Here is a 24,345-nt window from a genome sequence, read left to right on the forward strand (position 1 = left end):
CTATCGCAGCGGCGGAAATACGCGAGAATGTAGTGGTGCTCGACGACATCACGACCGGCGCGACCGCCTCTCGACCCGGGCGTGCCGGTAACGCCGGGGTTGCCACGGTGCAGAAGACGCTCGCAGTGCTCGAAGTGGTCGCAGACCGCGGCGGCGCCAGCGCCAAGGAAGTATCCGAAGCTCTCGGGTTCCCCATCCCGACGACGTACCGACTGCTCCAGGTTCTCGTCGGGTGCGAGTACCTCGTACATCTCAAGGCAGCAAAGCGGTTCGAGCTGGGGTACAAGCTCGATCGACTGGGTGTGAGTCTGCACCGACAGGTCGGCGTACCGGCGTCGGTTCGCCGGCGCATAGCGAAGTTGCACGAGATGGTCGGCGCTGCGAGCTATTACGCCGTGTATCGCGGTGTCGACGTCGTCGTGGCACATGTGGTGGACTGCCCCACGCACCCGCGGATCACCCCGATGAACTTCGGTTTCCACGAGGCGGGTCATGCCACGGCATTCGGGAAGATCCTGCTGGCGGCCATGAGCCTCGAGGACGCTACCGAATACCTCGACAGCCACGGAACAGAGCGGCTCACCCCCACCACGATCACCGATCGCACCGAACTCGCACGCCATCTCGCCGAGGTGTCGCGTCGCGGAGTTGCCTGGGAGCGGCAGGAATTCGTGCCGTCGACGGCGTGTGCGGCGGTGGCCGTGCACGACGCGTCCGGGGCGGTCACCGGCGCAGTGGCGATCAGTACACCCGACCGGGAAGTGGACCGTAGGCGTGCGGCGGAGGTCGAGCGCGCACTACGGTCCACCGCGAACGAGATCAGCCGGTGGCTGCGCACCGGCTGATCCTGCGCATCAGGAGAACTGGATACCGCCGTCGACGAGCATCGTCTGACCCGTCACGTAGTCGGAATCCGGGGAGGCCATGAAACTGACGAGCTTGGCCACGTCGTCGGGTACGGACACCCGGCCCAGCAGGATCGACTGGGCATTCTCTGCCAATGCTTCGCCCTTCTGCTGCCCGTGCTTCGCTGCGAGCTTCTCGTCGATCAAGTCCCACATCGCGGTTCCGACGATGCCGGGTCCGTATGCGTTGACGGTGATCCCGTGCTCGGCCCATTCCATGGCCGCGGCCTGAGTCAGACCGCGAACGGCCCATTTCGTCGCCGAATAAGGACCGAGGAGCGCGAAGGGGCGGAACGCGACGATCGACGCGGCGCCGATGATCTTGCCCCCTCCGCCCTGTGCGATGAACTGGTTGGCGGCGGCGCGGTACGAGTTGAAGACGCCCTTGACGTTGACGTCGAAGATCTTGTCGAAGTCCGCGCTGTCGTACTTCAGGAGTTCTTCGACCTGTGCGATGCCGGCGTTGGCGACGAAGACGTCCAGCCTTCCACCCGCCTCGACCGCGGTGCGCACCAGAGCGTCGACCGACGACTCGTCCACGACGTCGACCTCTGCGCCTGTCGCGATACCTCCGGCCGCGGTGATCGTCTCGACTGTGTCGTCGATACCGGCCTTCGACCCGGACAGGTCCGCCACGACGACGTGAAGGCCGTCTCGGCCGAGGCGTTCGGCGATGCTCTTGCCGATTCCGCGGGCAGCTCCGGTGACGACGGCAACGCGTGGGTTCTCGCTCATGGAGTCCTCCTTGACTCGGTGAATGATTCCCACCCAGATCACACCTGCTCCGTGACCGTCGTCCAGGGTCGTTCTCGCAGTCTGAGAATGGCCCGGACTGCGAGAAGAGATGGAGTCGGCCTAGATCGCTCCGGCGTTCGACTCGGCAGCGTTCTCGCTCCCGGCGAGCAGGATCGAGGCGATCAGTTCGGGATTGTCCGTCATCGGCACATGGCCGACGCCGGGCACCGAGATCATGCGCGCGTGCGGGAAGACGCGTCGGACGTTGCGGCTCTGGTAGCGCGGGAGGATCAGATCGCGCGTACCCCAGGCGACCGTGACCGGCACCAAAGGCTCTGTCAGAGCAGGGAATTCGAAAGGTGCGTCGATTCCGGCGTCGATCATGGCGTTGGTGGTCAGGGAGTCGACGTCGGCGACGGCGGCCTCGTACGGGACCCGGCTGGGGCGTGCGAAGAACGGCAGCAACGACGGGTAGCGCACCGCGCGGGACTTCAGCGCGGTGGGCGCAGAAGCACCGAGAGTGCGGGCGATGGCGCGCATTCCGCGGAAGGTCGCCATCGTCCGCGCCTGATCGGCGGTGTTCAGGAAGAAGCCGGCGGGGGACAGCGCCGTCGCGGACGCCACCTCTCCCTGCGCCGCGAGGCACAGTGCCACGAAACCGCCGAGGGAGTTACCGGCGATGTGCACCTGCTGATCCGGTTCCTCGACCTCCCGGACGAATTCGGTGAGTTCGATCTGCAGTCTCACCAGAACGTTCTCACCGGACTCACGCAGTGGTGCCGACTCGCCGTGGCCCGGCAGGTCCACGGTGACGACGCGTCGATACGGAGTCAGCAGAGGCAGAACGGCGTCCCACGCTTGGCGGCGATGTACGACGCCGTGGACCAGGACAAGGGTGGGGCCGGTGCCCGCGACGTCGTACTTCAGAGTCATGCGGCGGATACTACGTCAGTGCCTGTCACCGGCGTGCACACACAGTTAGGTCCCGAGCACCGCGTCCAGCGCATCCACGGCCGCCGCGAGCGCCTCCTCGGTGACGGTCAGCGCGGGTCGGAACCGCACACTGCGGGATCCGCACCCGAGCATGACGACGTGCTCGTCGACGAGCAGCCGTTCGATCACGCGGTCGCGGGTGGCGCCGTCGGGTAGCGAGAACGCGCAGAACAGCCCACGGCCGCGGACATCGGACACCGCGGGATGCCGAGCGGCGAGATCGTCGAGTCGAGTTCGCAGGACCTCGCCCATCTGCGCCGCGCGAGCGATCAACCCGTCACGTTCGACGACCTCGAGGATGCGGCGAGCCCGCACCATGTCCGTCAAGCTGCCGCCCCAGGTCGAGTTGATGCGCGATCCGACCCGGAACACGTTGTCCTGCACGTCATCCACGCGGCGCCCGGCCATGATGCCGCACACCTGAGTCTTCTTGCCGAAGGCCAGGACGTCCGGCTCGATGCCCAGTTGCTGGTGAGCCCAGGGTGTTCCGGTGATACCCGCTCCGGTCTGTACCTCGTCGACGACGAAGAGCGCGTCGAACTCGTGGCACAGATCCTGCAGTGCGCGGAGGTAGCGGGGCCGGAAGTGGTGGTCGCCGCCTTCTCCCTGGATCGGTTCGACGACGATCGCCGCGATGTCGTGCGGGTAGGCCTCGAAGGCGGTGCGAGCGGCGGCGACGGACAGCGACTCGAGGGCGTCCATGTCGGCACCGTCGCGCACATACGGAGACGGAATGCGCGGCCAGTCGAACTTGGGGAACCGCGCCACCTTGACGGGGTCGGTGTTGGTCAGCGACATGGTGTAGCCGGAGCGGCCGTGGAACGCGTGCTCCAGGTGCATGATCCGGCTGCCGAGAGCGGGGTCCAGTCCGCGTGACTCGTTGAGTCGGCTCTTCCAGTCGAACGCGACCTTGAGAGCGTTCTCCACCGCGAGAGCCCCGCCCTCGACGAAGAACAGGTGCGGCATCTCCGCGATGCCCAGGACACGCGCGAACGTATCGACGAATCGGGCCATCGGCTCGGTGTAGATGTCGGAGTTGCTGGGCTTGTGCAGCGCAGCCGTCAGGAGATCGGCCCGGAACTCGGCGTCGTCGACGAGGGCGGGATGGTTCATGCCGAGGGCATTGCTGGCGAAGAACGTGAACATGTCCAGGTAGTGCTCGCCGGTGCGTTCGTCGACGAGAGTCGATCCTTGCGAGCGAGCCAGATCCAGCACCATGTCGAACCCGTCCGCGAGGATGTGACGGGACAGAACGTCGTGGACGGAGTCGGGGCGAGTTGGCAGTACCTGCGTCATGAATGGCAAACTACGCGATAAATTATCGTCCAACAACCGTAACGCCGGAAAATATCCGGTGACGACCATCGGAGACAATGGAGCCATGACATCGACCGCCGATCTGTCCACGCGCACGTCCGAGCTGCTCGCCGCGATGGGTGCCGCGCCGCTCGCACAGGACGGCGGCCTGCCGGCGACCAGTCCGATCACCGGTGACGTCCTCGGCCACGTCCCTGTCACCGAGGACATCGGAGCGGTCGTCGACGCAGCGTCCGACGCGTACTCGCAGTGGTCGTCTGTTCCTGCGCCGGTACGAGGTGGGCTCGTACGGGAGATCGGCGAACTGCTCCGCGAACACAAGGCCGCGCTGGGCGAGCTGGTCTCCATCGAGGCGGGCAAGATCGTCAGCGAGGGACTCGGCGAAGTGCAGGAGATGATCGACATCTGCGACTTCGGCGTCGGACTCTCCCGCCAGCTGTACGGCAACACCATCGCCACCGAACGGCCCGGCCATCGCATGATGGAACAGTGGCATCCGCTGGGAGTGGTCGCCGTCGTCACGGCCTTCAACTTCCCGGTGGCCGTGTGGTCCTGGAACACCGTCCTCGCGCTGGTCACCGGCAACACCGTGGTGTGGAAGCCGTCGGAGAAGACGCCCGTCACGGCCCTCGCCGTGCAGGCGATCTTCGAGGAGGCCGCCCGCCGAGCAGGTGTGTCGCCCCTGCTCGCACAACTCGTGATCGGTGAGCGCGCCGCCGGCGAAGCGCTCGTCGACGACGCCAGGGTCGCCCTGGTCTCCGCCACCGGGTCGACGCGGATGGGCCGCGAGGTGGCGCCCCGCGTCGCGGCCCGGTTCGGACGCGTCCTGCTGGAACTGGGCGGCAACAACGCCGCCATCGTCTGCCCGAGCGCAGATCTCGATCTGACGGTGCGCGGTCTGGTGTTCTCCGCAGCCGGAACCGCCGGTCAGCGGTGCACCTCGTTGCGACGCGTCATCGTGCACGAGTCGATCGCGGACGTTCTGGTCGAGCGGTTGTCCGCCGCCTATGCCTCGCTGCCCATCGGGTCACCCCTGGAGGCGTCGACGTTGGTGGGTCCGCTCATCGACGAGGCTGCCTACGACGGGTACGCGGCGGCGCTGAAGCAGGCGGTCGCCGAGGGCGGGACCGTCGTGGTCGGAGGCGAGCGCGTGAGCGGGCTGACCGGTGTCTACGTGCAGCCGACGATCGTCCGGATGCCGTCGCAGACCGAGGTGGTGCGTCGAGAGACGTTCGCCCCCATCATGTACGTCATGACGTACTCCGATCTGGACGACGCGATAGCCGTCCACAACGATGTTCCGCAGGGGTTGTCGTCGTCGATCTTCACGACGGATCTCCGGGAGGCCGAGCGCTTCCTGTCCGCGTCGGGATCCGATTGCGGTATCGCGAACGTGAACATCGGCCCGTCCGGTGCGGAGATCGGTGGCGCGTTCGGTGGGGAGAAGGAGACGGGCGGCGGCCGGGAGAGCGGCAGCGATTCCTGGAAGTCGTACATGCGGCGCGCCACGAACACCGTCAACTACAGCTCGGAGCTGCCGCTGGCACAGGGGGTGACGTTCCTGTGACCGAGAACATCGCCGTCGTTCCTATCCGCGACGAGGTGATCAGGTTGGGTCAGTTCCTGAAACTGGCCAACCTGATCGACTCGGGAGCCGAAGCCAAGGCCGTCATCGCCGACGGCCTGGTCGAGGTGAACGGCGAGACCGAACTACGGCGAGGCCGCCAACTCCGCGCCGACGATGTGGTCACCGTCGGCGGAGTGTCCGCGCGAGTGGGCGCTCAGGACTGATCGGGAAGCGGTTCGGAGACGACGACCACTCCGTCGTCGTCGCTGTAGACGAACTCGCCGGGCACGAAGGTGATGCCGCCGAACTCGACGGTGACGTTCTTCTCCCCGGACCCGGTCTGCGTGCTCTTGCGGGGGTTGGTGCCCAGCGCCTTGATGCCGATCGCGAGAGTCCGGAGGATCGCCGAATCGCGGACCGCGCCGTTGACGATGACGCCGGCCCAGCCGTTGTCGACGCCGCGACCGGCGATGATGTCGCCCACCAGAGCCGTATGGACGCCGGCGTCACCGTCGACGACGAGGACGCCGCCGTTGCCCGGCTCGGACAATGTCTGCTTGACCAGCAAGTTGTCCTGGAAGCACCGGATGGTGGTGATGGGTCCGCAGAACTCGGACACCGCGCCCAGCTGACGGAACTGCGTATCGCAGCTGCGAATGTCGGGTCCGATGGAGTCGGCGAGGTCCGCTGTCGCGATGAAGGTGCTCATGGCTGGACAGGCTAGCGGGGGTTCCGCCGTCAGGCGCGGCCGTGCCGACGTTCGTAGTCGTCCCGCACGTCGTCGACACGTTGCTGCGCCTTCGCGCCGATCAGTGCCGGGTCCAGACCGTGGCTGAGCAGACGATGCCGTCGGTAGACGTTCATCAGCGCGAACGCGAAGTAGACGAACGGGAGCAGAAGCAACGCGATCATCGCGAGCCGGATCCACAGTGGACCGGGTATCAGCAGGAACAGGGCGAGCAGCGGCACGGCCGGCACGAGGAACCGCACCATGTAGCGCGTCGTGGATCCCGGCCCGACCAGATCGCGCCTCACCCAGTCCTGCATGGACGGGGGAAGTGTGCGTCCGAACTGATAACCGACGTACTCGAGGCCGGTTGGACGTGTCGTGTCGGGGGAACCCATGAGCTATGAGTACCAGTCAGGGCGGCACCGCAGGTCGCAGAAGTGACGAATCCCCGAGCGAGACCACCCCGAAGAACGATGCTTCCGACAACAACTCTCCCGTTCCCGGCTACGACGACGGGCAGAACCCCGACCCGGCGGAGACCGCGGGCCTCGAGCCCGGCGGCGGAGTGCAGCCGGGCGACACGCCTCCCATGTCGACGTCCGCAGCCGGTCCCAACCACGAGCCGCCGCAGCGCACCAGGGCGCCCGCCATCGTGTTCCTGGTCGCTATCGGCGTGATCGTCGTCCTCATCGCTCTCGGGCTGGTGGCGCGGATCGCGGGACTTTTCTAGCGTTCGCCTCCACCACATCCACGAGCCACCGGGCCAGCCCGGTGGCTCGTTTCTCGTAGTGGCTACGGAACCGGTCGTCCGAGACGTACATGGATGCGACGCAGACGTGCATGTCGTGGTCGCAGTCGTAGAAGCGCTGGATGGACGCGCGGTGCCGTTCGGCGAGCGCGTCGGCCTCGGGGCTGCCCGGCAGCACTCCGCGGCTCATGGCCGCGGCGAGGTCGGCTTCGAGGGCGTCGGTGTCGCTCTTGATCGACCGCCAGTCGGTCTCGGTCATGGCTGACGTGCGTTCCTTGCTCTGCGCCCAGGCGTCGGTGTCGCCCCAGCGTTCCTGCGCCTCGTCCTCGTACTTCTCTCCAACCCAGTCGTCGCCCCAGATGGCGCGCTGCTGTTCCGGCGTCAAGTCTCGTCCCATCGTCTTCTCCTCGATCACGGTGTCCACGGCGCGAGCCATGGCTGTCAGGTGAGCGATGCGGTGGCCCAGGACGGCGCGCTGGCGCCGCAAGTGATGGACGGCGTCGGCGTCGGGTGCGTCGAGAAGCGTCCGGATCTCGTCGAGCGGGAAGCCGAGTTCGCGGTAGGCGAGCACGGCGTAGAGCCGTTCGACGTCGGCGGACGAGTAGACGCGGTACTGCGCCTCGGTCCGGCCGCCGGGAACCACCAGGCCCAGGGCGTCGTAGTGGTGCAGAGTGCGCACGCTGACGTTCGCCAACCGTGCGACCTGTCCGACCGTGAGTGCATCGTTCACACCGGACACTGTGATGCCTCCCGTTGCGTGAGGGTCAAGTCTCCATTCTCCGCGACGGGGTGTGAGCTCGCGCACGACTGGCGTACCGTGTCGATATCGACGGCACTACCCGTCAATCATCGTCACACTCATTTCGCGCCAGGGGGCCCAGAATGTCAGCGCCGACTGCAGACACCTTCACTCGTTTAGCAGCACTCGCGTCGGTGGCCCCTGGCCGCGACACCAAGCCGGTCATCGAAGTCTTCACCGGACGCGAAATGGCCACCATTCCCGTGGGCACCCGCGACGACGTCCTGGCCGCCAACGAGAAGGTCCGCGCCGCGCAGAAGAAGTGGGCCGCCACGTCGGCCGGCGAGCGCGCCCGGATCTTCCACAAGTACCGCGACCTGATCCTGAAGCACCGCGCCTCCTTGATCGACCTCGCCCAGGCCGAGACGGGCAAGTCCCGTTCCGCGGCTCAGGAGGAAGTGCTCGACATCGCCATGACGGCACGGCACTACGCCCGGGTCGCCGAGGGTCTGCTGAAGAGCAAGCGCGTCAAGGGCATGCTGCCGGTGCTCACCAAGACGCAGGTCAACTACCAGCCCAAGGGCATCATCGGCATCATCTCGCCGTGGAACTACCCGATGACCCTGGCCGTGTCCGACGCCATTCCCGCACTGCTCGCCGGCAACGGCGTCGTCCTCAAGCCGGACAGCCAGACCCCCTACTGCGCTCTGGCGTGCGTCGAACTGCTCTACCGCGCCGGTCTTCCCCGCGACCTGTTCGCCGTCGTGCCGGGCCCGGGCTCCGTCGTCGGCACCGCGATCGTCGACACCGCGGACTACCTGATGTTCACCGGATCCACGGCCACGGGGCAGCTGCTCGCGGAGCAGTCCGGACGCCGTCTCATCGGGTTCTCGGCCGAGCTCGGCGGCAAGAACGCCATGATCGTCGCCGCCGGCGCCAAGATCCCCGAGGTGGTCGACGCCGCGGTGCGTGCCTGCTTCTCCAACTCCGGCCAGCTCTGCATCTCGATCGAGCGCATCTACGTCGAGAAGTCGATCGCCGACAAGTTCACGGCCGCGTTCGGTGAGCGCGTCCGCCGCATGAGCCTTGCCGCCACCTACGAGTTCGGTGTCGAGATGGGCAGCCTCATCTCCGAGGACCAGGTCAAGGCCATCTCCAACCACGTCGACGACGCCAAGGTGAAGGGCGCCACCGTCGTGGCGGGTGGCAAGGCTCGACCCGACATCGGCCCGCTCTTCTACGAGCCGACCGTCCTGACGGGGGTCACCGACGACATGGAGTGCTACGGCACCGAGACCTTCGGTCCGCTGGTGTCCATCTACCCCGTCGCGAACGTCGACGAGGCCGTGTCCCGCGCGAACGCGACGGACTACGGCCTGAACGCCAGCGTGTGGGCCAAGACCAAGTCGCAGGGCGAGGCCATCGCCGCGCGTCTGCATGCGGGAACCGTCAACGTCGACGAGGGATACGCCCCGACCTGGGGAAGCACCGGCGCACCGATGGGCGGAATGGGTGTCTCCGGCGTCGGCCGTCGTCACGGACCGGACGGCATCCTGAAGTACACCGAGTCCCAGACCGTCTCGACCACGCGGCTCATCAACCTCGGTGGTCGACGTCTGCCGCCGAAGCTCTGGGCCAAGACGCTCCCGATCTTCATCCGCGCGCTGAAGTACGTCCCCGGACGCTAGTGACGTTCCTGTCGCTGCGGGTGCCGTAGAATCGGGCGAAACACCCGCAGCGACAGAGGACGAATGGACAGCGACAGACCCGGGCCGGTCATGGCTCCCCACGTAGTGTTCGACACGACACGGGCGGTGACCGGCAAGTGAGCGCAGTGCTGACACTTCTGCTCGGCCTCGTCGTGGTTATCGGCATCACTGCTGCGACAGGCTATTTCGTCGCTCAAGAGTTCGCCTACATGACGGTGGACCGCTCCCGCCTGGAAGCTCGGGCCAAGGACGGTGACACTGTCGCCGAGCGCACTCTCGCGGTGACCCGGCGGACGTCGTTCATGCTGTCCGGTGCCCAGCTCGGCATCACCGTCACCGGGCTGCTCGTCGGTAACTTCGCCGAGCCGCTGATCGGGCAGTCACTCGGCACGATTCTGGGCGGCGTCGGTATCCCCAGCGGAATCGGCCTCGCCGTCGGAGCGATCACGGCGCTGGTCGTGTCGACGTTCGTGCAGATGCTCTTCGGTGAGCTGTTCCCCAAGAACTTCGCCATCGCTCGGCCGGAACCCGTCGCACGATGGCTCTCCTTGTCGACGACGATCTACCTCAAGCTGTTCGGATGGCTCATCCGTATCTTCGATGCGTCGTCGAATCTGCTGTTGAAGGCACTGAAGATCGAACCGGTGCACGACGTGGAGCATTCGGCCACCCCGCGCGACCTCGAGCACATCGTCGCCGAGAGCCGCGGCAGCGGTGACCTCCCCGAGGAACTGTCGACGCTCCTCGACCGCATCCTCGACTTCCCCACCCGCACAGCGGGACACGCCATGATTCCGCGGTCGAAGGTGGCCGTCGTACGCGTCGACTCCACCATCGCCGAAGTTCGTGCGCTGATGAGCGTCGAGCACTCGCGGTACCCGGTGCTGACCGTCGACGACGACATCGAGGGCGTGGTCCACCTTCGCGACATCCTCGCCACGGACCTGCCGGGTCACACCGCGGTATCGGTGCTGTCCCGCGACGCGCTGATCGTGCCGGAGAGTCAGATGCTCCCCGATGCGATGGACGAGCTGCGCGCCTCGAAGAACCAATTGGCCTGTGTGATCGACGAATACGGCTCGTTCGCCGGAGTCGTCACCCTCGAGGATCTCGCGGAGGAACTGATCGGCGAGATCACCGACGAGCACGACGACATGGACGGCTCCGAGCCCGTGCAGGGCGACGACGGTGTCTGGACCGTGGCCGGCGACGTCCATCTCGACGAGATCGAGCGTGCGCTGGGGCGCGACCTGCCCGAGGGAGATTTCGAGACCATCGCCGGTCTCGCGATCAGCACGCACGGTTCACTGCCCGAGGTCGGCGACATCATCGAGCTCGACCTGCCGCTCGACCACGGCGATCTCGCCGCGGACGCCGAACCGCCGCGCCGGTTCCTGACCATCGAGGTACGCGAGATCGACAATCACGTTCCGTCCGAACTCACCCTCGAGGTGGGCGAGCGCGACAGTGACGACGCTGCGACGACGTCCGAGACGGAGGCCGCACGATGAGCAACATCTGGGTGTTCCTGGTGGTCACCGTCGGACTGATCGCCGCCAGCGCGTTCTTCGTCGCCGTGGAGTTCGCGCTCCTGGCTGCGAAGCGTCACCGGCTCGAAGATGCTGCGGCGACGTCTCGTTCGGCTCGTGCGGCGTTGCGAAGCTCGACCGAGCTCACCGTGCTCCTCGCCGGGTCCCAACTCGGAATCACGCTGTGCACATTGGCTCTCGGTGCCTTCACCAAGCCGGCGGTCCACTACTGGCTGCGGCCGCTGTTCGAATCGATCGGACTGCCCTACTGGGCGTCCGACGTCCTGGGCTTCGTGCTGGCCCTCATCGTCGTGACGTTCCTGCACCTCGTCGTCGGCGAGATGGCTCCGAAGTCGTGGGCCATCGCCCATCCCGAGAAGTCGGCGACGCTGCTGGCACTGCCGATGCGCGCGTTCATGTGGTTCACGCGGCCGATCCTGATCTCCCTCAACGGGATGGCCAACTGGTGCCTGCGCAAGGCGGGCGTCGAGCCGGCCGACCAGGTGGTGTCGGGTCAGGATCCGGACGGGCTCGAGCAACTCGTCGCGCACTCGGTCAGCGTCGGATCGCTGGACAAGGGGTACTCCGACCAGATCGTCGGGGCACTCGAACTGCAGAAGTTGACCGTCGCCGACCTCGTCGACGACACCTCCGTACCCACGGTGGTGAACGACACGGCATCGGTGTCCGACGTGCGCGACGCGTCGTTGAGGACGGGGCACCTTCGCATTCTCGTCGGCCGACAGGGCGACTCCGGTCGCGACGTGGCCGGCGTGGTGCACGTTCGGGACACGCTGCAAGCGGACCCGGCACGGTCGATCGCCGAGTTCGTACGACCCGCGTTCGAGCTCGCGGCAGCGACTCCGGTGTACGTGGCGTTGGCCGAGATGCGTGAGACCCGTAACCATCTGGCCGTGGTGCGTGACGGATCGCGCGTCCTCGGTGTGATCACGATGTCGGACGTCCTGGTCAGACTGCTTCCGAGCGCGGACCCGCAACCCGCGTGATCACGCGGTCGTCGCGAGTGCGGCGGCTACTCCGAAAGCGACTGCCATGGCGGCGGTCTCGGTCACGGCGCGCCTGATCGAGACCGCCGCATCGGTTCGGTGCGAACCGATCTCGCGTACCCATGTCCGTCGTTGCCACCCACCGGCAGCGACGAGCAGGACCACCAGCGCAGTCTTCGCGAGAACCAGTCGGCCGTAATCGGTTCCGGTCAGTGCGTCGAGGGATCCCAGGCGCACCGCCGCGTCGACGGCACCCGTGATCGTCACCACGACGACGCACCACAGCGCGATCGTCGAATAGCGCGGCAGGAGTTCGGCCCACGCCGTTCGCGTGCGGAGGGCGACGGCCATCGCCAGCAGAAGACCCAGCCAGATCGACGCGGCGAGAACGTGGAGAGCCACGAGTAGCGCTCCGGCGGGCTGTTGGGACATGTGTCCCGTCATCGGTCGGACGATGAGGGCTATCGAGGTCGGGACGACGACGACGATGCCGGAGACGTCGAGATCGAGTCGGACGGTCGTGGTGGCCAGGATCGTCATCGCCACGGACACCACCACGACAGCGGTGCCGATCCGTCCCCCGGCGATGTTCTGCAGATAGTCGGCGAACATCGCGAGCGACATGTCGGTGGCAGGAACCGCTCCCGAGCGTGCGGCGCCGAAGACCAGCAACGCTGCCTCGCACACCGCCCAGCATCCCGCTGTGACAGCGGCGACACGCCAGACTCTCGAGGTGTCGACGTGGCGTGAATGCTGCGCGAGCAGAGTCAGCAGCCCGATGCCCAGCAGCACCGCACCCGCGACATCGGCGACACTCCGGATGCCGGTGTCGACCAGGACCGGGTCGACGGCGAGCACCCATGCCAGAAGGACGCCACCGAGAGCGGCCGGAACGACCACGGCCGGCCACCAGGGCCGCGCAGTCGTCCCGGCCATCCGTCAGTCCTTCTTCCGCAGTGCGAACGCCAGTCCGCCGAGGAACACCACCGCTGCCGCGACGAGGAACGGCCACAGTGGAACGCCTCCTCCCGATGCACCGGACGCATCGGAATCGGCTGCTGCGCCCGGTGTTCCGTTGCCGGCCGTCGTCAGCTCGAAGGTGCGGGTACCGCTGACCGGGTGCCCGTCCGCCGAGGTGACGCGGTACGCGATCGTGTACGTCCCGGTCGGCCCGAGCTCGCGGACATCGATGGCGACCGTGGAACCGGACACCCGAGGGTCACCTTCCGACCACAGGTTGCCGTCCGGCCCGACCACTGTCAGCGAGGCGAAGTCCGACTGCACGGCTTCGTTGAACGTGACGGTCGCTTCCGCGGGGCCCGCATCCACCGACGAATCGTTCTCCGGTGAACTGCCGACTACGACCGAGTGCGCGGACGCCGATGACGTTCCGAGGATCAACGCGACGAACACCGTGAGCAGCACTGCGACACAACGTCTCACGAGCGTCGACTCCGAACGGTCGCCCCGATTCCCAGAGCCGCACCGAGGGCGCCGAGGACCAGGCCGACGCCGCCCAACCACCGCGCGGTGGTGTCCGACGATGCCGCCGTCGCCGTCGAGGTCTCGGAGGACGCGGCGGTCACCGACGGGGCTCCGTGGTGATCGTCGGATCCCTCGGCGAGAGTCAGTGTGGGCGCGGGCAGCTCGGGCTCGGTGCCGTCCTCGGGAGTGGGCTGGTCCCAGCGGACCACCTCACCGTCGCTGTAGGTCTGGGCCGCCGGGAAGGACACGCTCTCCTCCTCGGGCAGGGGCCCTGCCGAGAGCAGGAACTGCTGGAACTGTCCCGGCCCGACTCCCGGATTCCCGGGATCGGCGGTCCAGGTGACCGAGGTGGCCTTCTCGTCGGCGCCCTTCTGGACGACGGACGTCCAGCCGGGCATGGGCTGCGTCCGGGCGGACGTCAGGGCGGGAAGCTCGACCGTGACCGCGGTGGTCGACGCCGTGTCGGACTCGGTGGGAACGCGGAAGGACAGGACGGTGTACCCGCCCTGCGCTGCGTCGGGAGCGGAGACGACGACGTGCGCCGACGCGATGCCGGCCGTTGCCATCAGGGTTGCCGCGGAGAGGGCGCCCGTTCCGAGGGCGCGCGTGGAGAAACTACTCATGTGGTTGTGTCCTAGAGAAGAGAGGTGAACCGGCGCCGAGCACCGGCTGAATCGACGTCAGGGTGTGGACACCGACGGCGGGCCTCGTCTCGATACGGCAGTCAGGGCGGGGACGGGTGTGGGCATCCCCAGCGGCGCGGTGGCGGAGATCGTCGCCCGACGCGGTAGGGGAGTGAACGATCGGGTGGGTGTGCGGAGGACCGATGTGATGGCTCGCAGCAGCCGTTCGGCCGCGCCCAGCAGCAGAGCGCACACACCGACCGCGACGGCGTGGGCAGTCAGCATCGACGGGCCCACCGGGTGCGAGTGGTCGGCAGCCAGTGCAAGTGCCTGGTGCGCGACGACCTGTCCTCCGGCGAGCCAGGGCAGCAACGCGAGACGGCCGGAGCGTCCCGTGCCGACACTGCCGGCGAGAACGCCGACCCCGAGGGACGCGACGACGAGGAAGGTCAGCGAGTCGGATCCCGGAATCTCACCGCCGCCGGCCCCGTGAGCTGCGACAGCGAGGGCCGCGGTGAGTGCGCCCACAGCTCCGCCGCGGAAACCACTCCCGCGGCCGGTGCTCATTCCTTCGACGCCGGTCGGGTCAGCGGACGCCGAGGCGCGCGAGGATGTCGGCCTCGATGCCGTCCAGCTCGTCCGCGATCGCACCGTGAGCGAGCTTGCGACGCGACGGCGGCATCTGCTCGGCGGCATGAACCGCCGTGGTGAGCTGCGTCAGACGTCCGCGGATCGCGTCGGCGAACGCCGCGGTCTCGCTGTCCTTGTTCGCCGCCGACACCTCGGCCACGGACTTCTCCGCGCCGACGATCCGGGCGCTGAGCTTCGCACCGTGCCCGGTGTACTGGCCCAGTTCCTGGACCGGCACGCCGATACGACCGGCGCGGTACTGATCCAGCTGCCCACGCAGGAGCGTGGCCGCGCGGTAGGCGATCGGAACCAGAACCGGCGCCAGAACGCGGCCGATACCGATGTACTTGCGCACCTTCGCCGCGTTGACCTTGCCCTCGCGCGCCGCCTTCTCGCGAGCCGCCAGAGTCTTGATGTGGGCCTGATCGACCTTCTGCTGGCTGGCGAGCGCCTTCGCATCGTTCTTCGCCAGCTTCTTCAGGTGCTTACGGTCGTTGCGAGCGCCGTACTTCGCCTCGAGACCCGCCTTGTGGCGGAGTGCCTTGGCCTCGGCCTTCCGGGTCGCACGGCGAGAACGCTTCTTGCGCAGAGCCATGGTGAACGTGCCCCTTCGTGTCCGAGAAGGACGCCCCGTTCGATCGAACAACAGGCGTCGCGATACTTGCTGCCAGCCTATCGGTCCCACTCGGGATGTCTGCATCCGCGTGAGGTGTCACCCCCTGGATCTACGCTGCAAATATGTCCACGCCTGGCTCACCCGGTCCCACTCGACCGGCCTCCGGCCTTCCCGGTGAATCCCGACCGGCCTCCGGCCTTCCCGGTGAATCCCGACCGGCCCTCGGCCGCTCGATGGTCGACGCGTCGTCGCTCACGCGGTGCCGCCATCGGGTGTACCTGGACACGGCCTACCGGTCGCTGCTCACGGGCACCGCGGAGAACGCGGGCGTCCAGATGCGTCGGGAAGCGGCCACTGTCTACCGAGCCGCAGTTCGCGAGTCCCTGGTCTCCGCCGACCCCGACGCCTGGGTTGTGGTGTCGCCGTCCATGCCGCGCCACCTGCAGGTCCGTGCGACTCGGCGCGCGTGCGACGAGGGAGCCGAGCGCATCTGGAACGCAGTGTTCGCGGACGACGAGGACGCAGGACGGCGTGGTCGCTGCGACATGCTCGTCAAAGACCCGGCCGGTGGGTACATCCCTGTCCTCGTCGTCAACCACAAGGTGACGGATCCGGGTAGCGGGGCCGTGACCACGCCGTTCGACACGTGGGCTCCCGCCGTCGACGCCACTCGGAAGGTCCGTGCCCAGCTGCGTGACCAGCTCGGCGGTGTGCACATCCACCGGCTGCTCGCACGTATCGGGCACGCGGGCGCGTCCGCCACGGCAGGGGTCATCGGCTTCGGCGCCGAGGTCGTGCTGGTGCACGATCTGGCGGCCGTGTCGCGCGAGTACGACACTCGTTTCGCCGATCGCGCCGCCATCGCCGCGGGCGAGGCGGTCACGGTGCCGTCCAAGGTGTCCGAGTGCCGCTCCTGTCCCTGGTGGGACGAGTGCGGGGAAGCACTCCGCCAGAGCCACGACGTCAGTCTGGTGGCGACCGGGTCTCGAGCCGACGCCCTGCGCTCGGCCGGGATCCGAACCATCGACGACCTCGCGACCTGGACCGCCGGACCGCCCGAGGAGTGGCCGCACGGGGACTTCGCCGACACCGTCGTCATCGCGGAGGCGTGGCTGTCCGATCTCCCGCTGGTCCGGCGCCACGACGAGGTCACCGTCCATCGCGCCGACGTCGAGGTCGATGTCGACATGGAGAGTTACCAGGAACACGGTGCCTACATGTGGGGCACGCTCCTGGACAGGCGGGACGGCACCGACCCGGAGTACCGGGCCTTCGTCACCTGGGAGCCCGTGCCGACCATGGACGAGGGTCGCTCGTTCGCCGAGTTCTGGACATGGCTGCAGGCCGTGCGTGACGACGCCCATGCCCGGGGCCTGACTTTTGCCGCGTACTGCTACTCGCGTGCGGCCGAGGACAAGTGGCTGCTGAACTCGGCACGCAGGTTCGTCGGCATGCCGGGTGTACCCACGGAAGCGGAGGTCCGGGCGTTCATCGACGGCCCGGACTGGGTGGACATGTACATCGCGGTGTCCGACAACTTCGTGTGTCCGTCGGGCAAGGGGCTCAAGAAGGTTGCTCCCGTAGCCGGGTTCACGTGGCGCGACGACGAGGCCGGCGGCGAAGCGTCGATGGTCTGGTACCGGCAGGCGGTCGGGTACGAAGGACCTGTGGACGACACGCAGCGCACCCGATTGCTCGAGTACAACGAGGACGATGTCCAGGCGACGCGCGCCTTGCGGGTGTGGATGAACGACGGCGCGGCGGATGAGATTCCGACGGTCGATGCCCTGCGTCGGTCCCGTGAGGCCATGACCTCCACGAAGTGAAACGCTCGCCCACCGTGTAACGAAGTGAAACGCTCGCCGTCGCTACCAGTCGGGGGTTGGCAGCGACGACGAGCGTCTCGAGATGTGATTCGTCCCAGTACCGGTGACGGATGGGTCGAGTCGGAGAAGATTTTCTCCGCGGTTGTCGCGGAGGTCAGCGCGGCGCCATCCGGAGCGCGCCGTCCATGCGGATGGTCTCGCCGTTGAGGTAGTCGTGCTCGACGATCATCTGTGCGAGCTGCGCGTATTCGGTGGGCTGAGCCAGGCGCGACGGGAACGGGACGCCCGCCTCGAGGCCGGCGCGGTATTCCGGGGTGACGCCGGCGAGCATCGGGGTGTCGACGATTCCGGGGGCGATGGTGTTGACGCGGATGCCGAACTGCGCGAGGTCGCGCGCCGCGGGAACGGTCATGCCGTGCACGCCACCCTTGGATGCCGAGTACGCGATCTGACCGATCTGTCCTTCGAAGGCCGCGACGGAGGCGGTGTTGATGATGACGCCGCGCTGGCCGGCCTCGTCGACGGTGGGCAGCGACTGCATGTGGTCCGCTGCCAGACGCATGACGTTGAAGGTGCCGAGCAGGTTGATGGTGATGACGGTGCGGAAGAGCTCGAGGTCGTGGACGCCCTTCTTCGACAGGATGCGACCCGCCCAACCGACACCGGCGCAGTTGACCACGATGCGCAGGGGAACGCCTGCCTCACCGATCTGGCTCAGCGCTGCGCGGACTTCCTCGTCGCTGGTGACGTCGGCGGCGATCAGGGTGACGCCGTCGGGAACGGAGTCGCCGGCCTTGTCGATGGATTGCTGCAGGTCGAGGCCGAATACGGTGACGCCGTTGTCGGCGAGGCGCTTCGCTGTAGCTGCGCCGAGGCCCGAGGCGCCTCCGGTGACCAATGCTGCTGTTCCTGCGATCTCCACTGCCGTGTCCTCTCGTTCGACGACCATGTCGGTTACCGGCCGCTCACTGAAAAGGAACCCTAGTCGGTGGTCCACACTGGACACATGTCGTCTCTCGGTTCGATCGATCTGCACCATGTCCGCCGCTGCGTCGAACTCGCGCGCGAAGCCCTCGAGGCCGGTGACGAGCCGTTCGGGTCGGTGCTGGTCGACTCGGACGGTCGTGTGTTGTTCGAGGACCGCAACCGAACGGGTGGCGGCGACGCGACTCGGCATCCGGAGTTCACCATCGTGGAGTGGGCCGTCCGCAACCTCGATGCGCAGGCTCGATCGTCGGCGACGGTCTACACGTCGGGGGAGCACTGCCCGATGTGCTCGGCGGCGCACGCGTGGGTGGGGCTCGGCGACATCGTCGTCGCGGTGACGGGCGCGCAGTTGACGGCGTGGCGGGAGGAATGGTCGTTGGACGCGGGCCCGGTGGCGGCGCTACCGATCCAGCAGGTCGCGCCGTCGATCCGAGTCCACGGCCCGGTAAACGAGGTCAGCGCGGAGATGCGATCGCTTCATCGTCGGAACGCCGGTCTTCCTGCGGAGAGCGCCTGAGCCGCCAGGTCGTCAATGCGATGCCGGCGACGAGCACGACGGCCGCAGCGATCAGGCCGACCGGTGAGCCGGGAAAGACGCCTTCGAGGATCAGCCAGACGCCGAACACGAAGAACAGAGTCGCCGCGCCCAGGGTGATGAGGCGCTCGGGGAGGTGCTTGCCCAGCGTCGCGCCGACGATGATGGCCAGGGCGTCTGCGGCGACCATGCCCAACGTCGATCCGATCCAGACGCCCACCCAGTCGTTGTCCGACGCCAGCGTCACGGTCGCGAGCATCGTCTTGTCGCCCAGTTCGGCGAGGAAGAACGCGGAGGCGACGGCGATGAAGGCGGACTTGGTGACGCGGTCGGCCTTGGAGGCCTCGTCGTCGTCGAGGCTGTCGCCGCGCAGCGTCCACAGTCCGAAGACGAGGAACGCGATGCCGCCGACGATGCCGATCAGATGGGTGGGCAGGGCGACACCCAGGTAGTGACCGACGGCGACGGACACCAGGTGCACCAGCGTCGTGGCGACGGTGATGCCACCGATGACGACCCACCAGCGATATTTCAAGGCGAACGTCATGGCCATCAGCTGTGACTTGTCACCGAGCTCGGCGACGAAGATGACACCGAAGCTGAGCAGCAGCGCGGCGAACACGGGAAACCTCCAGGGCAGGGCGCGCAGACCGTTGCGAGGGGAGTTCACGGCCGGCGCTCGGCGCACTCGGAAGTACGCCGTGCGGTCATCGGACCGAAGGTCTCGCCCACCGATTCGCGGTCTCACTCGAGACGGCTGTCGGTTCACCGGGCCGGGAACGGATCCATGTGCGATCCGCGCCAGTATGTCGACTCGGCGATTGGGGGCTACTCCCCTTCGCTGTTCTCCACGCTAAACCGCAGGTCAGGCTTCTGCAACCTCGACTTTCCTGTTAGGTCGACCGAACTTTGGACTTCCGCGTGCCGTCCATTGTCATGCGGCGAGCAGCATTGCCAGCACCGCGGTGTCGGGGTCGCTGATGGGGTCGAGACCCACGCGACTGACCATCGACGTCACGGTCCCGTCTGCCTCGGCTTCGACCCATGCCGCGCGGTGATCGAGTCCGAGATGGGGCAGGCCGGGCAGCAGGACGCAACCGGACGCGGCGCCCGCGCACTCCGGCAAGGTCGGCATGGTTTCCGACGGCGGGTGCAGCATCATCAGCGCAGCGGGCTGATGGAGGGCGAACCGTTCCGGGGTCACCGCGTGGTCACCGATCACGGGACCCTCGGACAACACGATCCCGACGGTGCCTTCGTGTGGATCGTCCGGAAGTTCCTCTCGCACACCGAAGACGGTGGAGGTGACAAGCAGGCCGGGTGTCGACGCGACGTGGACGGTGAAGGCCAGGAGTTGCGCCCACTCCTTCGTCGTATCGGGCCAACGGCCGGAGATGACGAAGCCGCGCAGCGTGCCTCCGGAGTGGAACGGTGCGACTCCGATGACACGACGATCGGGATGAAAGCTCACGGCGTTCTCCTCGCACTGGCCGGCAGATGCATTCCCCTGGAGGGGAGACGGCCGCGCGGAACGTGCGCGGACCATCGGCACACATCGTCGGGTGAATGAAGGAAACACCAGCGCCCACCTGGCACACAAGTGGCTGCGAGTGCCAGATGTTGCCTGCCGTGACAGTCGAGGTGCCGCACGGCGCACCCGTCGCAGGCCAGGCCAGCGCGCACCGACCCACCCGCCGCACACGAAAGCGGGCGCACCCGCTGGGGTGCGCCCGCTGTCCGGCGGCGCTCGACGTGTTGGCGAGAACTACGGGAAGATCAGACCCGAGGTCTGCGACGTGGCGGCGGCGAAGCGCTGCTGCACGTCGGCCCAGTTGACGACGTTCCAGAATGCCTTGACGTAGTCGGCCTTGACGTTCTTGTACTGCAGGTAGAAGGCGTGCTCCCACATGTCGACCTGTAGCAGCGGGATGATGCCGAGGGGCACGTTCGCCTGCTGGTCGTACAGCTGGAAGGTAAGCAGCTTCTTGCCCAGCGTGTCGTAGCCGAGGACGGCCCAGCCGGATCCCTGCAGGCCGTTGGCCGCGGCGGTGAACTGCGCGCGGAACTTGTCGAACGATCCGAACTGATCGTCCAGAGCTGCGGCAAGCTCGCCTTCGGGCTTGTCGCCACCGTTGGGGGAGAGGTTCTTCCACCAGATGGAGTGGTTCACGTGACCACCGAGGTGGAACGCGAGGTTCTTCTCCTGCAGGAAGATCGAGCCGTGATCGTCCTTGTCACGGGCGTCGGCCAGCTTCTCCAGCGCGGTGTTCACGCCGGCCACGTAGGTGGCGTGGTGCTTGGAGTGGTGCAACTCGTTGATCTCACCGGAGATGTGGGGCTCGAGAGCTGCGTAATCGTAGTCGAGGTCGGGCAGTGTGTACTCGGACACGTGTTTCCCTTCTCTTGCGTCAGTGTTGTCTGACGTGTCATAGCTGACGGCTGGCTCTACCCAGCCAATATCATTCGTACACCTCGCGCAACAGTTCGGCGCACGCGGAGTGCAGCGGTGGAGGCGCTTCCGGACTGCGGTCCTCTTGGCGACGATTGTTGTTTACACCGGCGAACTCGACCTCCGGGTGAACGGAACCTTAAGATCTGGGGTGATGACACACCCGACGCCGAACCCGGACAACGGGGTGGTCTCGGTCGCGGCGCCGTCCGAACCGCCGCGAATCAGGTTCGGTGGCGTCGACATTCTCCGCGCGCTGGCCGTGCTCACCGTCGTGTACTCGCACATCTCGTACTTCCTCGTCGACGACCTCGGCACCTCGTGGTGGTTGATCGACGTGGTCACGGTGGTCCTGGTCGAGCACGGTGGACTCAACCACCACCTGTCCTTCGTGGGCGTCGCCTTCTTCATGATGCTGACCGGGTTGGTCGCGACGGCGTCGGCCGTCCGGCATTCACCCCGGAAGTTCCTGGTGGGGCGGGCCGCGCGACTCCTCCCTGTCTTCTGGCTGTCCGTGCTCGCAGCGATCGTCCTGGTGCGCCTGGGCGTGAACGGGATGTTCTCGCAGACGGTCGGCATCAGCAACGCCGAGGCTGCCATGAGCTTCGTGCTGGGCGGATTTTTCGTCCGTCCCGAAGTGGTCGTGCTCGGTGTCACCTGGACCCTCATCGTCCAGGGCGTCTTCTACGTCTATGCCGTGTCCATGCGCCGTGTCCTCGCAACCCGGCCGGTACTGGTCCCGGTCATCGGTGCTGCGCTCTGCTGGGCGGTACTTCTCTACACCGACCTGGTCCCGTACTCCTGGACCGTGCCGATGGTGGACAAGGTCGCGGCGACCCTCCCGACGGTATTCCTGGGGCAGCTGGCCTACATGGGCTTCGCGCGGCTGGCGTCGTGGCGTGCACTCACCGCTGCCGCCCTGGCGCAGTTCGCGGTGATCCAGTACGCGATCACCGTCGACGCCTTCCACGTCGGCCAGCAGGGGCATCTGTGGACGGTGCTGGTGTTGATCGTGGCGGTGGTCCTGGTTGCACCGACGGACACAGCCTTCGGTCGTTCACGCGTCGTCCACTGGTTGGCGACTCGGAGTTACACCATCTACCTGGTGCACACGTTGGTGCTGTACCGCATCTACTCGCTCGTCGAACCTCATCTCGGGCCGACGATGGCCGTGCTGGTGTTCGCACTCGCCACCGGAGCGCTGTCCGACGTCGTCTATCGCTACGTGGAGACACCGGCGGCACGGTGGATCGCGCGCCACTGGTCGGGGCGCGCGACACCCGCTACCGACTCAGCTGCCGCATGACCTCGCTCGCGACCAACTCGAGGTGGTCGATATCCGTCAGGTCGAGGGTCTGCAGGTAGAACCGGGTCGCGCCCAACTCGGCAAACGTTCCCAGCTTGTCGACGATCTCGGCGGGTGTACCCGCGGCTCCGTTCGCGCGGAGTTCGTCCACCTCGCGTCCGATGACGCCGGCACGGCGGGCCAGTTCCGCGTCGTCACGCCCGCAGCAGAGCACCAGCGCGTTGGAGAAGATCATCGAGTCGGCGTCGCGCCCGGCGTCCGCGCACGCACTGCGAACTCGCTCGAATTGTGTTGCGGTGGAATCGGTGTCGGCAAAGGGGAGGTTGAATTCCTGCGCGTATCGCGCCGCCAGTTCGGGGGTCCGCTTCTTGCCCATTCCGCCGATGATGATCGGAGGCGGGCTCTGCACCGGCTTCGGCAGAGCCGGTGAGTCGGTCACGCTGAAGTGCCGACCCTCGTACGAGAAGGACTCGCCTTCCGGCGTGCCCCACATGCCGGTCACGATGGCGAGGGTGTCCTCGAACCGGTCGAATCGTTCGCCCACCGGCGGGAACGGAATGGCATTGGCGGCATGCTCCTCCGCGTACCACCCCGCACCCAGACCCAGTTCGACTCTGCCGGAACTCATCGCGTCGACCTGCGCGACGGAGATGGCGAGCGGCCCGGGGTACCGGAAGGTGGCGGAGGTGACCAGCGTGCCGAGCCGGATGGTCGACGTCTCCCGCGCCAGTCCGGCGAGGGTGATCCACGCATCCGTCGGTCCGGGTGACCCGTCGACGTTCATCGCCAGGTAGTGGTCCGAGCGGAAGAACGCGTCGTAACCGAAGTCCTCGGCGGCACGAGCCACGCGAAGCAGGTCGTCGTAGGTGGCACCCTGCTGCGGTTCGGTGAAGATTCTGAGATCCATGACTCGACCTTAGAGCGCACCGGCCCGCTCACGCCGGAAACGGGATCGAGTTCGGTTTCTGTGGATGTTTCTGTGGATGGTGGGGAGTAAACTTGCTGATCGACAAGTAGTGGACGCACAGAAGTTGTCGATCAGCAATACTCGGCGCATGGAATTCACGGCCGAGGCCGAGATCGACCGCCGCGTCGACCAGCTCACGGAGGACGAGTTGGACGACATGTCCGACGCCGTCACCCCCTACCGCGGGCGCGTGACCCGCAGCCTGCTCGGCCGCGCCAGGTTGGTGGTGACGGTGCAGGCCGACGACCTGACGCAGGCGACGGCGGTCGCCGGTGCGGTGTTGCGGTCGTCCGCACCCGGTCGAGAACTGGTGTCTCTGGCGATCCATCGCTCCCGTGACTTCGACCTGGTGTCCGGTCTGCCGCCGACGGAGGGCTGGGCGTCGGTGTCCGAGGTCGCGGCCGGTACCTCCGTGTCACGTCAAGCGGTGCTGCAACAGATCGCATCGGGCTCGTTGGCAGCGACGAAGGTCGGGTCGACATGGATCGTGGCGCGAGCGCCCCGGCGTCCATCGGCGGAATGGCGGAACGACGACGAACCGGTCGACGGAGAGCGGATGGTGGCACCGTCTCGCACGCCGTGACAGGATCGAGCCGTGACTTCCGGATCCGTCCCGTCCGTGTCCGTGGCCGACGTGCCCGCACAGAGTTCGGAGGCCGTCCTCCTGGACGTTCGTGAGCAGGACGAGTGGGAGCAGGGCCATGCTCCCGGCGCGATCCACATTCCGATGGGTGATGTGCCCGCCCGGATCGGTGAGGTCGAGGTCTCGGGACCCCTCTACGTCGTCTGCCGGGTGGGGGGACGTTCGGCGCGTGTCGTCGAATACTTGCAGCACGCGGGCGTCGAGGCGGTCAATGTCGACGGCGGCATGGTCGCGTGGCAACAAGCAGGCCTCCCCGTCGTCGACGACGCCGGCAGACCCGCCACCGTCTACTGAGCCGG

At 67.2% G+C, this 24,345-nt stretch carries 28 protein-coding genes; 12 read left to right on the forward strand and 16 right to left on the reverse strand.

What is annotated here, in order from left to right:
• The first annotated feature begins 35 nt into the window (after positions 1 to 35).
• The gene (locus ASG64_RS15030; protein WP_156388386.1) at positions 36 to 845 is read left to right on the forward strand and encodes an IclR family transcriptional regulator; all 810 of its coding nucleotides are present in this window, start codon (positions 36 to 38) and stop codon (positions 843 to 845) included.
• A gap of 9 nt (positions 846 to 854) precedes the next feature.
• Here ASG64_RS15030 and ASG64_RS15035 read toward each other — a convergent pair whose 3' ends face one another.
• The 3 genes from ASG64_RS15035 to lat all read right to left on the reverse strand — a co-directional run bounded on the left by ASG64_RS15035 (position 855) and on the right by lat (position 3,929).
• Entirely contained in the window at positions 855 to 1,640 is a 786-nt protein-coding gene (locus ASG64_RS15035; protein WP_056074435.1) for an SDR family oxidoreductase, read from the reverse strand.
• A gap of 120 nt (positions 1,641 to 1,760) precedes the next feature.
• The gene (locus tag ASG64_RS15040; protein WP_056074246.1) at positions 1,761 to 2,573 is read right to left on the reverse strand and encodes an alpha/beta fold hydrolase; all 813 of its coding nucleotides are present in this window, start codon (positions 2,571 to 2,573) and stop codon (positions 1,761 to 1,763) included.
• Between the two features lie 45 nt (positions 2,574 to 2,618).
• A complete protein-coding gene (lat, locus tag ASG64_RS15045; RefSeq protein ID WP_156388387.1) occupies positions 2,619 to 3,929 on the reverse strand; it encodes an L-lysine 6-transaminase in 1,311 nt (436 codons plus the stop codon).
• A gap of 85 nt (positions 3,930 to 4,014) precedes the next feature.
• Between lat and amaB the strand changes: the two genes are divergently transcribed.
• Both amaB and ASG64_RS15055 read left to right on the forward strand, forming a co-directional pair.
• Positions 4,015 to 5,517, forward strand: coding sequence for an L-piperidine-6-carboxylate dehydrogenase (gene amaB, locus ASG64_RS15050; protein ID WP_056074440.1), 1,503 nt, complete (start codon positions 4,015 to 4,017; stop codon positions 5,515 to 5,517).
• Positions 5,514 to 5,741 carry an RNA-binding S4 domain-containing protein gene (locus tag ASG64_RS15055; protein WP_056074247.1) on the forward strand — a complete coding sequence of 76 codons (228 nt, stop codon included), beginning with the start codon at positions 5,514 to 5,516 and terminating at the stop codon, positions 5,739 to 5,741. Before amaB ends, ASG64_RS15055 begins: the two co-directional genes overlap by 4 nt.
• On the opposite strand, the gene rraA is transcribed toward ASG64_RS15055, so the two are convergent.
• Both rraA and ASG64_RS15065 read right to left on the reverse strand, forming a co-directional pair.
• Positions 5,732 to 6,226 carry a ribonuclease E activity regulator RraA gene (rraA, locus tag ASG64_RS15060; protein ID WP_042573517.1) on the reverse strand — a complete coding sequence of 165 codons (495 nt, stop codon included), beginning with the start codon at positions 6,224 to 6,226 and terminating at the stop codon, positions 5,732 to 5,734. The genes ASG64_RS15055 and rraA overlap by 10 nt on opposite strands.
• A gap of 29 nt (positions 6,227 to 6,255) precedes the next feature.
• Positions 6,256 to 6,642, reverse strand: a complete 387-nt coding sequence (locus tag ASG64_RS15065) for a DUF5313 family protein (RefSeq protein ID WP_042573518.1) — start codon at positions 6,640 to 6,642, stop codon at positions 6,256 to 6,258.
• A gap of 5 nt (positions 6,643 to 6,647) precedes the next feature.
• Between ASG64_RS15065 and ASG64_RS15070 the strand changes: the two genes are divergently transcribed.
• The gene (locus ASG64_RS15070) at positions 6,648 to 6,977 is read left to right on the forward strand and encodes a DUF6480 family protein (RefSeq protein WP_042573519.1); all 330 of its coding nucleotides are present in this window, start codon (positions 6,648 to 6,650) and stop codon (positions 6,975 to 6,977) included.
• Here the strand turns inward: ASG64_RS15070 and ASG64_RS15075 are convergent.
• The gene (locus tag ASG64_RS15075; protein WP_042573572.1) at positions 6,934 to 7,725 is read right to left on the reverse strand and encodes a MerR family transcriptional regulator; all 792 of its coding nucleotides are present in this window, start codon (positions 7,723 to 7,725) and stop codon (positions 6,934 to 6,936) included. The two genes, ASG64_RS15070 and ASG64_RS15075, sit on opposite strands and share 44 nt — an antisense overlap.
• A gap of 152 nt (positions 7,726 to 7,877) precedes the next feature.
• On the opposite strand from ASG64_RS15075, the gene ASG64_RS15080 reads away from it, so the two are divergent.
• The 3 genes from ASG64_RS15080 to ASG64_RS15090 all read left to right on the forward strand — a co-directional run bounded on the left by ASG64_RS15080 (position 7,878) and on the right by ASG64_RS15090 (position 11,979).
• Positions 7,878 to 9,422, forward strand: a complete 1,545-nt coding sequence (locus tag ASG64_RS15080) for a succinic semialdehyde dehydrogenase (RefSeq protein ID WP_042573520.1) — start codon at positions 7,878 to 7,880, stop codon at positions 9,420 to 9,422.
• Positions 9,423 to 9,559: 137 nt separating this feature from the next.
• Positions 9,560 to 10,954, forward strand: coding sequence for a hemolysin family protein (locus ASG64_RS15085; protein WP_056074248.1), 1,395 nt, complete (start codon positions 9,560 to 9,562; stop codon positions 10,952 to 10,954).
• Positions 10,951 to 11,979 (forward strand): hemolysin family protein, encoded by a 1,029-nt coding sequence (locus ASG64_RS15090; RefSeq protein WP_197074694.1) that lies wholly within the window; start codon positions 10,951 to 10,953, stop codon positions 11,977 to 11,979. The genes ASG64_RS15085 and ASG64_RS15090 overlap by 4 nt, the downstream gene beginning before the upstream one ends.
• Here ASG64_RS15090 and ASG64_RS15095 read toward each other — a convergent pair whose 3' ends face one another.
• The 5 genes from ASG64_RS15095 to ASG64_RS15115 are packed head-to-tail and all read right to left on the reverse strand — an operon-like array spanning position 11,980 to position 15,312.
• Positions 11,980 to 12,915, reverse strand: coding sequence for a copper resistance D family protein (locus ASG64_RS15095; protein WP_082518453.1), 936 nt, complete (start codon positions 12,913 to 12,915; stop codon positions 11,980 to 11,982). It abuts the gene before it with no gap.
• Positions 12,916 to 12,918: 3 nt separating this feature from the next.
• Entirely contained in the window at positions 12,919 to 13,422 is a 504-nt protein-coding gene (locus tag ASG64_RS15100; RefSeq protein ID WP_056074250.1) for a copper resistance CopC family protein, read from the reverse strand.
• Positions 13,419 to 14,087: a YcnI family copper-binding membrane protein gene (locus ASG64_RS15105; protein ID WP_056074251.1), complete on the reverse strand. Its 669-nt coding sequence runs from the start codon at positions 14,085 to 14,087 to the stop codon at positions 13,419 to 13,421. Before ASG64_RS15105 ends, ASG64_RS15100 begins: the two co-directional genes overlap by 4 nt.
• Positions 14,088 to 14,144: 57 nt before the next feature.
• Entirely contained in the window at positions 14,145 to 14,654 is a 510-nt protein-coding gene (locus ASG64_RS15110; RefSeq protein ID WP_056074252.1) for a hypothetical protein, read from the reverse strand.
• A gap of 19 nt (positions 14,655 to 14,673) precedes the next feature.
• A complete protein-coding gene (locus ASG64_RS15115) occupies positions 14,674 to 15,312 on the reverse strand; it encodes a DUF6474 family protein (RefSeq protein WP_042573526.1) in 639 nt (212 codons plus the stop codon).
• Positions 15,313 to 15,566: 254 nt separating this feature from the next.
• Between ASG64_RS15115 and ASG64_RS15120 the strand changes: the two genes are divergently transcribed.
• Positions 15,567 to 17,159 (forward strand): TM0106 family RecB-like putative nuclease, encoded by a 1,593-nt coding sequence (locus ASG64_RS15120; RefSeq protein WP_056074253.1) that lies wholly within the window; start codon positions 15,567 to 15,569, stop codon positions 17,157 to 17,159.
• A gap of 154 nt (positions 17,160 to 17,313) precedes the next feature.
• Here ASG64_RS15120 and ASG64_RS15125 read toward each other — a convergent pair whose 3' ends face one another.
• On the reverse strand, positions 17,314 to 18,081 hold the full coding sequence (locus ASG64_RS15125; RefSeq protein WP_042573574.1) for an SDR family NAD(P)-dependent oxidoreductase: 768 nt from the start codon (positions 18,079 to 18,081) through the stop codon (positions 17,314 to 17,316).
• 84 nt (positions 18,082 to 18,165) lie between these two features.
• On the opposite strand from ASG64_RS15125, the gene ASG64_RS15130 reads away from it, so the two are divergent.
• Positions 18,166 to 18,663 (forward strand): nucleoside deaminase, encoded by a 498-nt coding sequence (locus tag ASG64_RS15130; RefSeq protein WP_042573528.1) that lies wholly within the window; start codon positions 18,166 to 18,168, stop codon positions 18,661 to 18,663.
• Here the strand turns inward: ASG64_RS15130 and ASG64_RS15135 are convergent.
• The 3 genes from ASG64_RS15135 to ASG64_RS15145 form a co-directional block, all read right to left on the reverse strand.
• Positions 18,602 to 19,303: a TMEM165/GDT1 family protein gene (locus ASG64_RS15135; protein ID WP_042573575.1), complete on the reverse strand. Its 702-nt coding sequence runs from the start codon at positions 19,301 to 19,303 to the stop codon at positions 18,602 to 18,604. The two genes, ASG64_RS15130 and ASG64_RS15135, sit on opposite strands and share 62 nt — an antisense overlap.
• A gap of 312 nt (positions 19,304 to 19,615) precedes the next feature.
• Complete coding sequence (locus tag ASG64_RS15140) at positions 19,616 to 20,152, reverse strand: hypothetical protein (RefSeq protein ID WP_056074442.1); 537 nt, start codon at positions 20,150 to 20,152, stop codon at positions 19,616 to 19,618.
• A 294-nt stretch (positions 20,153 to 20,446) separates the two neighbouring features.
• Positions 20,447 to 21,070, reverse strand: coding sequence for a superoxide dismutase (locus ASG64_RS15145; protein WP_042573529.1), 624 nt, complete (start codon positions 21,068 to 21,070; stop codon positions 20,447 to 20,449).
• A 214-nt stretch (positions 21,071 to 21,284) separates the two neighbouring features.
• Here ASG64_RS15145 and ASG64_RS15150 point away from each other — a divergent pair, with 214 nt between their 5' ends.
• Positions 21,285 to 22,436, forward strand: a complete 1,152-nt coding sequence (locus ASG64_RS15150; protein ID WP_056074254.1) for an acyltransferase family protein — start codon at positions 21,285 to 21,287, stop codon at positions 22,434 to 22,436.
• Here the strand turns inward: ASG64_RS15150 and ASG64_RS15155 are convergent.
• Complete coding sequence (locus ASG64_RS15155) at positions 22,414 to 23,343, reverse strand: LLM class F420-dependent oxidoreductase (protein ID WP_056074255.1); 930 nt, start codon at positions 23,341 to 23,343, stop codon at positions 22,414 to 22,416. The two genes, ASG64_RS15150 and ASG64_RS15155, sit on opposite strands and share 23 nt — an antisense overlap.
• Positions 23,344 to 23,491: 148 nt before the next feature.
• Between ASG64_RS15155 and ASG64_RS15160 the strand changes: the two genes are divergently transcribed.
• Together ASG64_RS15160 and ASG64_RS15165 are read left to right on the forward strand one after the other, a co-directional pair.
• Positions 23,492 to 23,986 (forward strand): hypothetical protein, encoded by a 495-nt coding sequence (locus tag ASG64_RS15160; protein ID WP_156388388.1) that lies wholly within the window; start codon positions 23,492 to 23,494, stop codon positions 23,984 to 23,986.
• 12 nt (positions 23,987 to 23,998) lie between these two features.
• Complete coding sequence (locus ASG64_RS15165; RefSeq protein ID WP_200933477.1) at positions 23,999 to 24,340, forward strand: rhodanese-like domain-containing protein; 342 nt, start codon at positions 23,999 to 24,001, stop codon at positions 24,338 to 24,340.
• The last annotated feature ends 5 nt before the right edge of the window (positions 24,341 to 24,345 follow it).

Origin of the sequence: Rhodococcus sp. Leaf247, from assembly GCF_001426185.1 — a bacterium.
Classification (GTDB): Bacteria; Actinomycetota; Actinomycetes; order Mycobacteriales; family Mycobacteriaceae; genus Rhodococcoides.